The following is a 14,618-nucleotide window of genomic DNA, read 5'->3' on the forward strand; positions in this document are numbered from 1 at the left end:
TGGAGCACCGATCATCGCTCGCGGCCGCGGATTCGACGACCACGGGAGAGGAGACCGGCCGAACGGACGGCGATAACAGGAAGTTCGGCCGGGCGTTCCCGGGACGCCGGAAGGGGGATGCGGGCGTAAGCGTGATTAGTCCGGCCGAACCCCGGGAACATTCGGTGTGGGCGCCGGGGGGTCGTACCGGCAGCGGAAGGGAGGCGGGTCGTATGCGGATCTCGGTGCACCTGAACCTGCCGCGCGAGGTCGGCAGCGTCCCGGCCGTACGGCGGCTGCTGCGCTGCGCCCTCGCCGTCTTCCACGTGGACCGCGAGGCGGGGCACGACCTCGAACTCGCGCTGACCGAGGCCTGCGCCAACGTGGTGCACCACGCCTCCGGGGCCGACTCCATCCAGGTGAGCCTCGACCTCGCCGAGGACCGCTGTGCCATCGACGTGTGCGACAACGGCGCGGGTTTCGACGCCGACGCGGTGGGCAGGCCCGACGCACGCAGCGACCGGGGCCGGGGCCTGTTCCTGATCGAGGCGCTGAGCGAGAACGTCCGGATGCAGTCGACCCCGCGGCGCGGCAGCTTGATCCACTTCGAGAAGTCTTTCGCCGGGGCGAGCTGACGGCATCCCCACACTCCGTCCGGGCGCATCATGCGGCCCGGCGCGGCATCGCTGTGGGCGCTTTCCTATCATTCTTGCTCTACAGCAAATATTGCCGTCGTCCCGCCGGAAAGAGGGGTCCCTTGTCCGACCGTCCGACGCCCGTGGGCGCGTTGCTGCGTGCGGCACCACCGGACCGGCTGCCCGAGGTGGTGGCCGAGCACCTGCGCCGGCACCACGGCGCGGGCCGGGTCGAGATCCTCCTCGGAGACCTCACCCTGACCGGCCTCCGGCCGCTGCTCGACGTGGAGGGCCCGGCCGGCGACGCCCTCGCCCAGCGCTGCTTCGGCAGCCAGCGCCCGGTCGTCGACGTCGCACCGGACGCCCACCGGACGTACTTGCCGCTCAGCGTCTGGGGGGAACGGCTGGGCGTCCTGGTCGTGGAGACCTCCCCGGCCAACGGCACCGGGCTCACCGAGCATCTGACGGCCGCGGCGGACGAGCTGGCGGTGGCGTTGCGGGCCGCCGACGCGATTACCGACCGCTACCGCCGGGCCGGCCGCCGGGAACGCCTCACCATGGCCGCCGAACTCCAGTGGGAGCTGCTCCCGGGCCGCTCGCTCGGCGACGAGAGGTTCCTCATCGCCGGCCAGCTCCAGCCGGCGTACGCGGTGTTCGGCGATCACTTCGACTGGTCGCTGACCGGCGACCGGCTCACCGTCACGGTGCTCAACGGCAACGGCGACGGCCTCGAGGCGGCCGTGCTCACCACCGTCGCGGTCAACGCGATGCGCAACGCCCGCCGATCCGGGGCCAACATCGTCGAACAGGCGGAGCTCGCCTCCGACGCGCTCTACGCCCGCTACGGCGGCGACGCGCACGCCGCCACGCTGCTGCTGGAGATCGACCTCATCAGCGGCCGGGTGGAGGCGGTCGACGCCGGGTCGCCGCGGGCCATCGTCGCCCGGGAGCACAAGAGCCGTACCGTCACCCTCGAGCAGCAGCTCCCCCTCGGCATGTTCGGCGACACCCGGTACGAGACCCAGCGCTTCGTCCTCGAACCGGCCGACCGCCTGCTGGTCGTCAGCGACGGGGTGCACGCCGCCACGCCCGCCGGACGCCCCCCGTACGGTGAATCCGCGCTGCTGACCGCGTTGCGGAGGACGCGGCTGCAGCCGGCGACCGAGGCAGTGGGTACGGTGATGCGCGGGCTGCGCGAATACCACGGGGATACGGAGCCGGAAGACGATGCGGTCACCGTCTGCCTCGACTGGCGGCGGTGAGGCTTCGGACCGGCGGAGAACGGGTACGGGCGGGCTGCAACGTTTCGTCCCTGCGTACAGAGGACCGGCATGGAGCGCCTCACGGACGTCGCCGCGGCGGTGGAATCGACGGTGGAACCGCTGCTGGGCGTCTTCGAGAGCGCCCGGCTGGCCCGCTCACCGGCGGTGCCGCCCGCCCAGCTACGAGTACTGACGATCATCACCCGCAACGAGCACACCAACATGAACCGGCTCGCCGAGGCCCTCGACGTGGTGCCGTCGTCGGCGAGCCGCCTCTGCGACCGGCTGGAGGCGACCGGACTGCTGCGCCGGGTGCCCGATCCCCGGGACCGCCGGGAGGTGCGCCTGCTGCCCACGCCGGCCGCCCGCCGGCTGCTCGAGGAACTGCGCGAGCGCCGCCGGAGCGCGATCGCCGAGGTGATGGAGCGGATGAGCCCGGCCCGCCGGGCCGAGCTGGTCCGAGCGCTCGCCGCCTTCGACGACGCGGCCACCGCCGCGTCGGAGGGCGACAGCGACGGCCTGCGGACCGCCTAGCAACCCCTGGGGTACGGTCCCTCGGTGCGCATCGGCATCGTGATCCTTCCGGAAGAACGCTGGTCCTCGGCGCGCCACCGCTGGCGCCGCGCGGAGGAGTACGGGTTCGACCACGCCTGGACCTACGACCACCTCGGCTGGCGGGACCTCGTCGACGGCCCGTGGTTCGACGCCGTGGCGACGCTCACGGCGGCGGCGACGGTGACCGGGCACATCCGCCTCGGCACCTTCGTGGCCTCCCCGAACTTCCGCAACCCGGTGCACTTCGCGCGCGAGGTGCTGGCCGTGGACGACGTCTCCGGCGGGCGGCTGCTGCTGGGCGTGGGCGCCGGCGGCACCGGCTTCGACGCCGAGGTGCTGGGCGCCGCGCCGCTCACCCCGCGCGAGCGCGTCGACCGCTTCACCGAGTTCGTCGAGCTGCTCGGCCGCCTCCTGACCGAGGATCACGTCTCGTACGCGGGCGCCTACTACCGTGCCGTGGACGCTCGTACGCTGCCCGGGCCGGTCCAGCAGCCCCGCCCGCCGCTGATCGTCGCGGCGAACGGCCCCCGCTCGCTTTCCCTGGCGGCCCGCCACGGCGACGGCTGGGTCACCACGGGCGCCCAGAGCGTGGAGGACGAGGACGCGTGGTGGCGGTCCGTACGCGAGGCCGCCGAACGATTCGGAGATGCGCTGGAGCGGGCGGGGCGTACCCACTCCGACCGTTATCTGAATCTGGACTCGTCCCCGGTCTACTCGCTGAGCAGCCCGCAGGCATTCGAGGACGCGGTCGGCCGGGCACGGGAGCTCGGATTCACCGACGTGATGGCGCACTGGCCACGCGCGGCGAGCTGGTACGCCGGCGACGAGAAGGTGCTGGAAACGGTGGCGCAGATGCTGCCGCGCCTGCGCGAGGGCTGAAGCCGCGAACCGGTAAAGGGTCCTATCCTTGCGGGAGGTGCAGGCCTTTCTGCGTAGGACCCGGCCGCTTTACCGCCGCGGCGGCCGGCGCCTTAACACGAACCTGTCCGTCACCGGCCGCATTCACCACCGTTGCCGGCGCCGATCCCGGTCACGTTGCGCGCCGATGGGCGGGTCCGGTCGCGGTGGTCCTTTCCGCCGCACGCCGGTACCCGCCTTTCCAGCCCGGCTGATACCGCTCACACCGTCGCGGCGGTCATCGGCTTGCGCCGGCCGGCCCCGGCCCCGGAACGACTTCCCGGGGCCGGGATCGGGTCAGCGCCCGTTCGCCGCCCGGTACGCACTGCTGACGCTCTGCGGGATGCGGCCGCGCTCCGAGATCTGGTGCCCGTGCTTGGCCGCCCACTCGCGGATGAGCCTGTTCTCGTCGCGGCTGCCCGCAGTGCGAGCCGGTGCCGTCCGGCCCCCACCACGCCCCGTCGAGGAACGGCCGATTCGCGTGCCCGCGGCGATGAACGGATCCAGCGCCTTGCGGAGCTTGCCGGCATTGGCCTCGGACAGATCGATGGTGTACGCCGTGCCGTCGAGGCTGAACTCCACCGTGCGGTCGGCCGGCTTTCCGTCGATGTCGTCGATGAGGGTGGTGATTACCTGCCGCGCCATAACGACTCCTGAGAAGAAATCCGAAGAACCGGGCTCAGTGTGGCGTGCGATGCACTCCGCGCGCAACAGTTCTCCCGGAGTTCACAGAATATCGCCGACGCCGGGCAATTATCGAGGCATGGACCGAGTAAATGCGGCACCGTTATTTGCGCCCAATCAGCGGCGGGTGCGCGGATGAGTCACGGCACGATCACAACCCGCGCTGGGCCCGGCCCGGTGATCGGCGTTAGGGTCGTCGCCATGGACGCCGACGACGACCGTGCCGCCTCGCACGCCCCGCGCCGGCCCCCCGCTCCGACGCCGGCCGCCGGGCACGCGGCCGCCCTCGAGGCGGGCCGTGCGGCCGAGGCACAGGAGGCGGGCGTGCTGCTCGCCGACTTCGTGCGCCGGGCCGCCGGGCGGGGCCTGACGCCGGGACCGCTGCGGGCGACGTCGTACGACGGGCACTCGACCTACCGCACGACGCTGCACGGCTGGTATCTGAAGAAGAACCGGTCGGTGGCCGTCGGTGCGGACGGCCGGTACTACGTCCTGACCGTGCCCTCGTCGCTGCGCGCCCGGTTCTCGGGTGCCGACGTGCCACCCAGCACCCCCCGGCTGGTCGTCGGTGCGGGCGGCGGCGACGGCGAGACCATCCCCCTGGCGCTTCTGCTGGAGCGCCGCCTCGAAGCAGGAGCCGTCTGGCCGTGAGCCCTGGCGACACCCCGTTCCCGACCCCACGCCGTCTCGTGGCGTCCCTTGCCGCCGCGTCCACGCTGGCCGCGGCCGCCCTGGCCGGCACCGCGCCCGCTGCCGCAGCGACACCAGCGGCACACGCGGCGGCACCGGCCGTACCGTGCCCCCGCCCGGACGTGAAGCCGCCGCCGGGCCGGCCGCCGCGTCCCACACCGCCCAAGGACGACCCCGTGCTGCGCGCGGTCGGCGGTGACGCCCTGGCCACCGACGGGCTCGTGATCCCGGCCGGGGCGAAGCAGCCGCCGGCGCTCACCGCGACCAGCTGGCTGGTCGCCGACCTGGACACCGGCGAGGTGCTCGGCAGCTGCGGCCCGCACGTGTACGGGACCCCGGCGAGCGTGCAGAAGCTGCTGCTCGCCGCGACGGTCATGGACCGGCTGGACCCGGACAAGACGATCACGGTCACCGAGGGCGACCTCGCCATCGAGCCCGGCAGCTCCGCCGTGGGGCTGCTCAAGGGCGGGCGGTACCCGATCTCCACGCTGTGGCTCGGACTCCTGCTCAACTCGGGCAACGAGGCGGCGAACGCCCTGGCCCGGCTGGGTGGCGGCGAGGGCGGGGTCCCGGCCACCGTGGCCGCCATGAATGCCGAGGCGAAGCGGCTGGGTGCGTACCAGACGCACGCGGTGACGCCGTCAGGGCTGGACGGGTCCGGGCAGTTCACCAGCGCGTACGACCTGGCGCTGATCGCGCGCAAGTGCTTCGCCGACGCGGACTTCCGCAAGTACGCGCTGACGAAGACCGCCCAGATCCCCGCGCAGAAGCAGCTCAAGAAGGGCGGCTTCCAGATCCAGAACGAGAACAAGCTCATCTTCAACTATCCGGGCGCGCTCGGCGGCAAGACCGGCTTCACCCAGCTCGCCCGGCACAGCTACGTGGGCGGCGCCGAGCGCGGCGGGCGCCGGCTGGTCGCGACCCTGCTGGGCGCCGAGGCCCGGCCGTTGCGCGGCTGGCAGCAGGGCGCCGCCCTGTTGGACTGGGGTTTCTCGCTGCCCCGGGACGCCTCGGTGGGCAAGCTCGTGGCTCCCGACGGCCCGGACGCCCCCGGTACGGCCACCGACGCGAGCGTGACCTCGGCGGTCCCCAAGGTCGCGAACGGCCCTGTCCCGGCCGCCGCCCGCGCCGCCGCACGCCCGGGACTGCCCCTGGCAGCGGCCGCGGCCATCGCCGTCATCCTGGCTGCCACCCCGCTGCTGCTCCTGCTCACCCAGCGGCGGCGACGACGGGTCCGGCGCCGCATCCGGCGCCCGCAGGCGTTGTAGCGATCCCGGCCGTCAGGTCGCGAGGAGGCCGAAGACCCAGATGACCGCGACGGCGAGGGCCGCGGTGAACTCGACGAGCAGGGACAGCCCGACCGCCTGGAGGGCCTGCCGGGTGGACGGCCAGGCCTGACCCGGGCCCAGCCGCAGGTGCTCGGCGAGGAAGACGCCGAGCACGAAACCCAGCACCAGGCCCACCACCGGCACCACGAAGAAGCCGACCACCCCGAGCACTCCCCCGGCCACCAGCGACGACGTCGGCACCCCGGTGCTCTTCAGGCGGCGGCCGGGCCACAGGTACTTCACCACCGTGCCGGCGAGGGCCACCACGGTGGCCAGCGCCAGGACCACCCACCGGCCGCCGGACGCGTCGCCGAGCAGCGCCCACAGCAGCACCGCGGCCCAGCAGAGCAGCAGCCCGGGCAGCACCGGGATCACCACGCCGAGGACGCCCGCGAGCATGGCGACGCCGGCGATGAGGGTGACGGTCGTACCGGTGTCGCCGAGGTCCATGGGACCAGCGTGCCGCAGTCGCGCCACAACCCTCAACCCGCGGGGGCGGCGGCCGATGGACACTCAGCGCCGACCGACCCCCGGCCCGGCGCGTGAGCAGGCGAGGAGGGCCCGGTGGCACGCAGCGTCCTCGCCGTCGGCGCCCGGCCGGGCGACCTGGAGCCCGGCTGCGCGGGCACGCTCGCCGCGCACCGGGCGGCCGGCGACTCGGTGACCATGCTCGTGCTCTCCTGCGACGGCCCCGACCATCCGCTGACCCGGCGGACCGAGGCGTCCGCCCGCGCGCTCGACTGCCTGCTGGTCTGGGGTCCCGAGGCGGCCGAGCGCCGGCGCACCGTCGATCGGCGCACCCGGGTGCGCGGCAACGACCGCCGTTTCCGGGACCAGGCGGTCTGGGACGGCGCCGCGGTCGCCGCCATCGAGAACGTGCTCACCGGCGTCGACGCCGACGTGATCTACGCACCTGCGGCGGAGGACGCCGACCCGGGCCGGCGGGCGGCTGCCGCCGCCACGGTGGCGGCGGCGCGGCACAGCCGCCGGATCCTGCACTACCCGGGCGAGTCGACGAGGCGGTTCGCGCCGGCCTTCTACGTCGACGTCACCGCGCACCTCGAGCAGAAGCTCGCGGTGGTGGAGGACCCGGAGCTTGCCACCGCCACGGCGCGGCACTACGGCGCTCAGGCCCGGGTGCGCTACGCCGAGGCGTTCGTGCCGGAGCGCTTCCTGTGGGACCTCCTTCCGGCCGCTTGAGGAAAAGAGACGAAGCAACCAGGCGGCAACTCTCCGCCACCGGAACCTGTACCCGCCGTCACCCAGAGTTTCTCCCTGTTAGCCGGTGCCGCCCACCAGCCGCGGGCCACCGACGAGAACCGGGGGAAACGACATGACCAGCACCATGATTGCCGCTGCCGACTTCACCGCCGACACCGCGACCGCCGTGCCGGCCCTGTCCGCCGCCGAGCAGGAAGAGCTGATCCGTACGCACATGCCGCTCGTCGGCCACCTGGTGCGCGACATGCTCACCCGCATCCCCAACCACATCCACCGCGACGACCTCACCAGCGCCGGCCTGCACGCGCTCGTGACCGCCGCCCGCGGCTGGGACCCGACCCGCGGCATCCCGTTCCACCGGTTCGCGACCACCCGCATCCGGGGTGCGATCCTCGACGAGCTGCGCTCGCTCGACTGGGCCACCCGCTCGGTGCGCACCAAGGCCCGCGCCACCGACACCACCCGCCAGAACCTGACGACGACGCTCGGCCGGACCCCCACGGCCGAGGAGCTCGCGCAGGCGCTCGGCACCACCACGACCGACCTGAACCAGACGAGCAACGACGTGCAGCGCGCCACCGTCCTGTCGCTGCAGGGCTTCACCACGAGCAGCGCCGACGACCTCGTCACCGAGCGGACCCCCGGGCCGGAGGACATGTTGCTGCGCCGTGAGCAGATCGGCTACCTGCACCACGCGATCGACTCGCTGCCCGAGCGGCTGCAGTACGTCATCAGCGAGTACTTCCTCAAGGAGCGCCCGATGGCGGAGATCGCCGACGACCTGGGCGTCACCGAGAGCCGCATCTCGCAGCTGCGCGCCGAGGCGCTGGCGCTGCTCAAGGACGGCATCAACACCCACCTCGACCCGCACCTGGCGCCGGTGCCGGAGAACCCGGACAGCATCACCGCCCGCCGCCGCGCCGGCTACTACGCGGCGATCGCCGGCAACACCACGATGCACTCGCGCCTGGCGATGACCAACAACTACGGCCACACGCCGTACGCCGCCGGCGCGGCGTGACAGTTCGTCCGTAGCAAGAGGGCCGGCGCCGCGCGCCGGCCCTTCTGCCGTCTCAGACCAGGGCGTTGAGCACCTTGGGCAGGTCCGCCGTGTGCAGGACGCCCAGCCGCCGCGTCGCCCGGGTCACCGCAACGTAAAGGTCGCTGAGCCCCCGCGGGCTCTCCGCGATGATCTCGTCCGGCTGGACCACCAGCACGCTGTCGAACTCCAGGCCCTTCGCCTCCCGTACGGTCATCAGCACGACGTGGTTGCGCAGGTCGGGCTGCTCCCCCACGGCCGCGCCGGGGATCGCCGCGGTCAGCGCGTCGCCCAGCGGCCCCTCGAGGGCGGTCGGCACCAGCACACCGACCCGGCCGTCCGGCACCGTGGCCACCTCCTGACGCACCGCCGCGACCAGGTCGGCGGCGAGCTCGTCCGGGCCCGCCCGGGTCGCCCACGGCAGGCAGCCGGACTCCCGCACCGACCGCGGCGGCTGCAGCGACGGGTCGACGGCGGCCAGGACGTCCGCGGCGACGGTCATGACCTCGGCGGGCGTGCGGTAGTTCACCGTCAGCTCGGCGAGCCGCCAGCGCTGCCCCACGTACGGCTCGAAGACCTGGTCCCAGGTCGTCGTCCCGGACAGCTCACCGGTCTGCGCCACGTCACCGACCACGGTCATCGACCGGCTGGGGCAGCGCCGCATCAGCAGCCGCCACGCCATCGGCGACAGCTCCTGCGCCTCGTCGACGATCACGTGGCCGAAGACCCAGGCGCGGTCGGCGGCGGCCCGCTCGGCGGTGCTCCGCGTGTCGACCACCTCGTGCCGTTCCGCGAAGGCGCTCGCGTCCACCACGTCGACCGCGGAGAGGATCTCCTCCTCCTCGTCCTCGAAGTCGAGCGAGCGGGAACCCGCGACGATCTCGAGCACGCCCTCCGCGTACTCGACCGCCTGCCGGCGCTCACGCTCCGCGGCCCGCATCTTGAGGGTGTCGTCCACACCGAGCAGCTCGGCGAGCTCGTCGAGCAGCGGGACGTCGGCCGGGGTCCAGCGCGCGGACCGGTCCCGCAGCAGCAGGGCCCGCTCGTCGATGCTCAGCTCGGGCGTCGCCGACTCCAGCCGGTCGGCATCGCTGAGCAGGTCGCGCAGCACCTGCCGCGGGGTCAGCACCGGCCACAGCTCGAACAGCGCCCGCTGCACGTCCTCGTCCTCGCGCAGCTCCCGGCGGGTCTCCGCCAGGTCGGCCTCCTCCAGCAGGTTGTCGCCGCCCAGCGGGTCGGCGCCGATCCGCTCGGCGATCTGCAGCGAGAGCGCGTGGATGGCCTCGGTGACGAACAACTGGCGGGCCACGTTGTGCGGCCTGCCGGACGCTCGGGCGGCGGCCCGGGCGTCCTCGCAGACGGCCCGCTCGATGCGCAGCGGATAGCCCTCGTGATCCACCACGACATGGTCGAGCGGCACGGTCTGCCGGTCGGCCACCGCGCGCTCCAGCACGTCCAGCATGGCGAGCCGGCCCTTCAGCGCCGCGGTCGCGGGGGGCTCGCTCGCGCGTGCGGTCACCCCCGGAAACATGTCGCCCAGGGTGGCGAGCAGCACGCCCGTCTCCGCCAGCGACGGCAGGACCTGGGAGATGTAGCGCAGGAAGGTCGCGTTAGGACCCAGGATCAGCACGCCCTGCCGGGTGAGCTGGGCGCGGTGGGTGTAGAGGAGGTACGCCGCCCGGTGCAGCGCGACGGCCGTCTTACCCGTACCCGGGCCGCCCTGGACCACCATGACGCCGGCCAGGCCGGACCGGATGACCTCGTCCTGCTCCGCCTGGATGGTCTCGACGATGTCGCGCATCCGGCCGGTGCGGCCGGCGGTGAGCGCCGACAGCAGGGCCGCCTCGCCGGTGACGTCCTCGCGCCCGCCCGCGGCAGCGGCGCCGAGGTCGAGCACCTCGTCGTCGATCCCGGTGAGGCCGCGGCCCTTGGTCCGCAGATGGCGGCGGCGGGTGACCCCTTCGGGGGACACCGCAGTGGCGAGATAGAACGGCCGTGCGGCGGGTGCGCGCCAGTCGATCAGCAGCGGGTCGCGGTCGCGGTCCTCGGCGAAGATTCCCAGGCGGCCGATGTAGCGCGGATTGCCGGCCGCGAAGTCGAGCCGGCCGAAACACAACCCGTTCTCGACGGCATTCATCTGGGCGACCTGCTCGGCCCAGTGGCTGCGGGTGGCCTCCCGTTGCGAGCGCCCCTGCGGCGTGCCGCCGGCCTCGAGCAGGATGGCACGCAACCGCTCTGCTGCCTGGTCACGCAGCTCGTCGAGGCGTGCATAGAGGGCGGTCAGATAGGCCTGTTCGGACTCGATGTCATCGTTCCGCAAGGTGTCCGTACCGTCGGCGGAGCTTGACAAAACCACTCCCTGTCGTGGTAGCATTCCGAAATCGGCGACCATTATGGTCGCTTTTTTGTTGCGTGAAACGCTCAGAATAGCCGATGGTTGTTTCGCAGGCGACCGCATGACCGCCGGTTACGGCCGAATCCGGCACTGTCAGGAATCCGTCATCATCGGTCCTTGCCGTTACGTGCGAGCCGGTGCCGGGTTGAACCGGGTCATGAACCACAACCACCCGTTCCGGCGTGCCGGCGCCCTGATCCTCGTCGCCGTCGCCGCCCTCGCCTTCACCTCCGCCTGCTCCGACGACGAGGGCGACGCCCCGGCCGGCAACGCCGCCGCGGCCGCGGCCGGCGGCCCCCAGCCGAAGACCCTCGAGGGCGCCAAGATCGCCGCCCAGACCGTGTTCGACCGCTTCAGCGGCGGCGACTTCGGCGGCGCGTGGGACATGTACACCGCCGCGGGCAAGGCCGCCATCAGCAAAGCCGACTACGTCAAGCTCAACGAGGCCTGCTCGCGCAAGGGCCTCGCCATCCAGCTGACCAGCGCCCGCATGGAGGGCACGGACAAGGCCGTCGTCATCGCCAAGCAGCTCGTCGCCGCGCAGTCGTACACGATGGTGTACGAGAAGGACGCGTGGCGGCTCGAGCCGGCCAAGGAGGGCCTGGCGCTCTACGCCAAGGGCGCCGACAAGGCCATCGCCCTCCAGAAGAAGGCCGGTACCTGCGCCAACGCCTGATCCCCGCAAGACGCCGCGAGGCCCGGTCACCGCACGCAGGAGCGGTGACCGGGCCTTGCGCGCATGCTCAGGCCGCGACCGGGAGGCCGTCGGGTCCGGTGACCGCCAGCCGGTCGCGCAGCGTGCCGCGGGTCCCGATCTGGTCGTAGTACGCCGCTCGCCGACGGGCCACGCACCCGTCCTTGTCCGCCCCCGCCAGGCTCGGTTCCAGGTGGGTGTTCAGGCCGTCCTTCAGCAGCGACAGCGCCTCGGCCCGCAGCTGCGAGACGCGCGACTCGGTGACGCCGAGATCGGTGGCGATCTGCGCCATCGGCCGCTCCTCGAAGAAGTAGCCGACGATCACCGCGCGGAGCCGGTCCGGCAGCACGTCGACGGCGTGCCGCAGGTAGCCGAGGCGCTCCCGGCGGATCAGCATCTCCTCCGGCCCGGCGCTCGGCTCGGTCACCATGTCGTCGGCGGCCGCCGTCGCGAAGCCCTGGAGGCTGAACACCACCGCGCGCTGGACGTCGTCGTCCGCCGCGGCGATGTCCTCGGCGGAGCAGCCGAGCCGCTCCGCGACCTCGGCGACGGTCGGGGTCCGGCCCAGCTCGGCGGTCAGCTCCTGGCGCGCCGAGTCGGTACGGCGGGCACGCTGCCGCACCGAACGGCTGGCCCAGTCCAGCCCGCGGAGCTCGTCGAGCAGGGCGCCCCGGACCCGGGCCGCCGCGAACCGGGCGAACGGCACACCACGGGAGTCGTCGAAGCCGCGGGCCGCCGCGACCAGCGCCGCGTACCCGGCCGAGAGCAGGTCGTCCCGGTTCACGTGGGCCGGCACCCGGGCGAGCATCTCGCGCACCAGGTGCCCGACGAGCGGCATGTGCGCCCGTACGGTGTCCTCGCGACGGCGGTCGACCTCAACAGCACCGCTCATGGGGGTCTCCTCTGGTACCTGGCCGGGTCGGGGGGAGACACCGGCACTGAGGAGAAACGGTGCGTTCCGCCAGGTGCAGGACGGGTCACAGTCGGGTGCAGCGGGGTTGCGGTCGGCGAGCGCGTACACTTGATCTCGCGGTCACGACCAGTTCTGCCTCGGGCCGCGTTATGGATCGACCACCACGCGCCGCGACCCGTGAGGTCTGCGCCGGGCAGGACGACCCCTTCAGACGTACGGAGCCCTCATCTCAATGTCCTCGTTCACCGACCTCGGCGTGCCCACTGAGCTCACCGCGGTACTCGCCGACCTCGGCATCACCACCCCCTTCCCGATCCAGGGCGCGACGCTGCCGGACTCCCTGGCGGGCCGCGACGTGCTCGGCCGCGGCCGCACCGGTTCGGGCAAGACGTACGCGTTCGTCCTGCCGGTCATCGCCCGCCTCGCCGCGTCCCGCACGCCGCGCCGGCCCGGCCGGCCGCGGGCGCTGATCCTCGCGCCGACCCGCGAGCTCGCCAGCCAGATCGAAGCCACCCTGGCCCCGCTCGCGGCCGCGATGGGTCTGCGCACGCTGACCGTCTTCGGCGGGGTCGGCCCCAACCCGCAGATCAAGGGCCTGCGGGCGGGCGTCGACGTGCTGGTCGCCTGCCCGGGCCGGCTCGCCGACCACATGCAGAGCGGGTACGCGAGCCTCGACGCGGTCGAGATCACCGTGCTGGACGAGGCCGACCACATGGCCGACCTCGGCTTCCTCCCGGTGGTCCGGCGGCTGATGGACGCCACCCCGCGCGGCGGCCAGCGGATGCTCTTCTCCGCCACCCTCGACGGCGGCGTCGACGTGCTCGTCAAGCGATTCATGACCAAGCCGGTCACCCACCACGTGGACTCGGCCGCCGAGGCTCCGATCGAGATGGCGCACCACGTCCTGCACGTACGCCACGACGACCGGTTCCCGGTGCTGGTCGACCTGGTCGCCGCCCCGGGCCGGACGGTGGTGTTCACGCGTACGAAGCGCCGCGCTAAGACACTGACCCGTCAGCTCGTCGCCGCCGGAGTGCCCGCGGTCGAGCTGCACGGCAACCTCGCGCAGAACGCCCGTAACCGCAACCTCTCCGCGTTCTCGGACGGCAGCGCCGAGACGCTGGTCGCCACGGACATCGCCGCGCGCGGCATTCACGTGGACGACGTCGCGCTGGTGATCCACGCCGACCCGCCGGTGGAGCACAAGGCCTACCTGCACCGCTCGGGGCGTACGGCCCGGGCCGGCGCGCAGGGCACGGTGATCACGCTGATGACCGACGACCAGCAGGTCGACGTGCGCGACCTGACCCGTAAGGCGGGCATCAAGCCGACGACCACGAAAGCGCGGCCGGGCGACGCCCTGCTCGCCAGGCTCGCACCGGGTGAGCGCACCTTCACCGCTCCCTCGGCGCCGGTCGCCGACGAGCCCGCGGCACGCGCGGGTGGTGGTGCGCGCACGAGCCGTCCGAGCCGGGGCCGGAGCCGCGGGGCGAGCCGTCCCGCGGGTGTGACCCACGACCAGGCCGCACCCGCCACCGGCGGTGGCCGTGGCCAGTCCGGCGGCGGACGCCCCCAGTCCGGCGGCCAGCCGGCCCGGGGCCAGGGCGGGCAGTCGCGGGGCCGGCGGTCCGGCGGCACGGGCTCGTCGCCCGTGCACACCAGCCAGTCCGGCGGCGCCGCCGCGTTCTCGGCCGGCACCCGCGCCGGCGCGCGCCGCGGGCGCTAGCCCGGCGGCCCTTCACCAGGCAGAACTCGTTTGCCCGGCGAGGACGGTGAACCCCTCCTCGCCGGTCAGGCCCGGGTCACACAGCATTCCACGACGACGGCCAGGCGCCGCCCGATGATGCCGCGCCCGGCTTTGACGCCGGCGGCGACCCGGTCGACCGTGGCGGTCGCGCGGAACCGGTAGCCGTCGACGGTCGGGGTGACCTGCTCCACGGTCAGGCTCATCGGTGCCGAACCGCCCCGCACGCCGAGCACGCCGTCGATGCGCGCGCCGAGCGAGGTCCGGACGATGCCGGTGCTGCGGAACCCGATCGTCGGAAACGCCTCCGCTGCCAGGAACCGCCGGCCCCGGATGTCGCGGTCCCGGCGCGGGTCGTCGGTCGTGAAGCTGCCCGCGTCCAGCTCGGCCGAGACCGTCGACCGGTCCGGGTCGGCGGCCACGACCACCGTTCCGGAGCATACGGTGAACGTCCCGCCGACCGGTTTGAGGCCGAACGCGTGGGTGGCGGTGAAGCGGACCGTCGAGCGGCCGGAGTCGATGCGGTAGGTGCCGGGCGTGATCGCGCCCTCGCGGCGCACGGTGTCAGTCATGCCTCAGAGC

General features: G+C 73.3%; 15 protein-coding genes. 10 read left to right on the top strand and 5 right to left on the bottom strand.

Annotation, left to right across the window (positions count from 1 at the left end; genetic code table 11):
- The first annotated feature begins 212 nt into the window (after window positions 1–212).
- The 4 genes from AB0368_RS15285 (at window position 213) to AB0368_RS15300 (ending at window position 3,310) form a co-directional block, all read left to right on the top strand.
- Window positions 213–614 (top strand): ATP-binding protein, encoded by a 402-nt coding sequence (locus AB0368_RS15285; RefSeq protein WP_366154473.1) that lies wholly within the window; start codon window positions 213–215, stop codon window positions 612–614.
- A 122-nt stretch (window positions 615–736) separates the two neighbouring features.
- Window positions 737–1,876, top strand: coding sequence for a PP2C family protein-serine/threonine phosphatase (locus AB0368_RS15290; protein ID WP_366154474.1), 1,140 nt, complete (start codon window positions 737–739; stop codon window positions 1,874–1,876).
- A gap of 69 nt (window positions 1,877–1,945) precedes the next feature.
- A complete protein-coding gene (locus tag AB0368_RS15295; RefSeq protein WP_366154475.1) occupies window positions 1,946–2,410 on the top strand; it encodes a MarR family transcriptional regulator in 465 nt (154 codons plus the stop codon).
- A gap of 24 nt (window positions 2,411–2,434) precedes the next feature.
- On the top strand, window positions 2,435–3,310 hold the full coding sequence (locus tag AB0368_RS15300; protein ID WP_366154476.1) for an LLM class flavin-dependent oxidoreductase: 876 nt from the start codon (window positions 2,435–2,437) through the stop codon (window positions 3,308–3,310).
- A 315-nt stretch (window positions 3,311–3,625) separates the two neighbouring features.
- On the opposite strand, the gene AB0368_RS15305 is transcribed toward AB0368_RS15300, so the two are convergent.
- A complete protein-coding gene (locus AB0368_RS15305) occupies window positions 3,626–3,973 on the bottom strand; it encodes an Lsr2 family protein (RefSeq protein ID WP_366154477.1) in 348 nt (115 codons plus the stop codon).
- A 240-nt stretch (window positions 3,974–4,213) separates the two neighbouring features.
- Here AB0368_RS15305 and AB0368_RS15310 point away from each other — a divergent pair, with 240 nt between their 5' ends.
- Both AB0368_RS15310 and AB0368_RS15315 read left to right on the top strand, forming a co-directional pair.
- Window positions 4,214–4,663 carry a hypothetical protein gene (locus AB0368_RS15310; RefSeq protein ID WP_366154478.1) on the top strand — a complete coding sequence of 150 codons (450 nt, stop codon included), beginning with the start codon at window positions 4,214–4,216 and terminating at the stop codon, window positions 4,661–4,663.
- 80 nt (window positions 4,664–4,743) lie between these two features.
- On the top strand, window positions 4,744–5,970 hold the full coding sequence (locus tag AB0368_RS15315) for a serine hydrolase (RefSeq protein ID WP_366154591.1): 1,227 nt from the start codon (window positions 4,744–4,746) through the stop codon (window positions 5,968–5,970).
- A gap of 12 nt (window positions 5,971–5,982) precedes the next feature.
- On the opposite strand, the gene AB0368_RS15320 is transcribed toward AB0368_RS15315, so the two are convergent.
- On the bottom strand, window positions 5,983–6,480 hold the full coding sequence (locus AB0368_RS15320; protein WP_366154479.1) for a DUF456 domain-containing protein: 498 nt from the start codon (window positions 6,478–6,480) through the stop codon (window positions 5,983–5,985).
- Window positions 6,481–6,594: 114 nt separating this feature from the next.
- Here AB0368_RS15320 and AB0368_RS15325 point away from each other — a divergent pair, with 114 nt between their 5' ends.
- Together AB0368_RS15325 and AB0368_RS15330 are read left to right on the top strand one after the other, a co-directional pair.
- Window positions 6,595–7,230 carry a PIG-L family deacetylase gene (locus tag AB0368_RS15325; protein ID WP_366154480.1) on the top strand — a complete coding sequence of 212 codons (636 nt, stop codon included), beginning with the start codon at window positions 6,595–6,597 and terminating at the stop codon, window positions 7,228–7,230.
- 133 nt (window positions 7,231–7,363) lie between these two features.
- Complete coding sequence (locus AB0368_RS15330) at window positions 7,364–8,272, top strand: FliA/WhiG family RNA polymerase sigma factor (protein ID WP_366154481.1); 909 nt, start codon at window positions 7,364–7,366, stop codon at window positions 8,270–8,272.
- Window positions 8,273–8,324: 52 nt separating this feature from the next.
- Here the strand turns inward: AB0368_RS15330 and AB0368_RS15335 are convergent, their stop codons facing one another.
- Entirely contained in the window at window positions 8,325–10,664 is a 2,340-nt protein-coding gene (locus tag AB0368_RS15335) for an ATP-binding domain-containing protein (protein WP_366154482.1), read from the bottom strand.
- 178 nt (window positions 10,665–10,842) lie between these two features.
- Between AB0368_RS15335 and AB0368_RS15340 the strand changes: the two genes are divergently transcribed.
- Entirely contained in the window at window positions 10,843–11,361 is a 519-nt protein-coding gene (locus tag AB0368_RS15340; RefSeq protein WP_366154483.1) for a hypothetical protein, read from the top strand.
- A 67-nt stretch (window positions 11,362–11,428) separates the two neighbouring features.
- Here AB0368_RS15340 and AB0368_RS15345 read toward each other — a convergent pair whose 3' ends face one another.
- On the bottom strand, window positions 11,429–12,271 hold the full coding sequence (locus AB0368_RS15345; protein ID WP_366154484.1) for a sigma-70 family RNA polymerase sigma factor: 843 nt from the start codon (window positions 12,269–12,271) through the stop codon (window positions 11,429–11,431).
- 253 nt (window positions 12,272–12,524) lie between these two features.
- Here AB0368_RS15345 and AB0368_RS15350 point away from each other — a divergent pair, with 253 nt between their 5' ends.
- Entirely contained in the window at window positions 12,525–14,018 is a 1,494-nt protein-coding gene (locus AB0368_RS15350; protein WP_366154485.1) for a DEAD/DEAH box helicase, read from the top strand.
- A 65-nt stretch (window positions 14,019–14,083) separates the two neighbouring features.
- On the opposite strand, the gene AB0368_RS15355 is transcribed toward AB0368_RS15350, so the two are convergent.
- A complete protein-coding gene (locus AB0368_RS15355) occupies window positions 14,084–14,608 on the bottom strand; it encodes a YceI family protein (protein ID WP_366154486.1) in 525 nt (174 codons plus the stop codon).
- Between the last annotated feature and the right edge of the window lie 10 nt (window positions 14,609–14,618).

This window comes from Actinoplanes sp. NPDC051475 (assembly GCF_040689425.1).
In the GTDB taxonomy this organism is placed as follows: Bacteria; Actinomycetota; Actinomycetes; order Mycobacteriales; family Micromonosporaceae; genus Actinoplanes.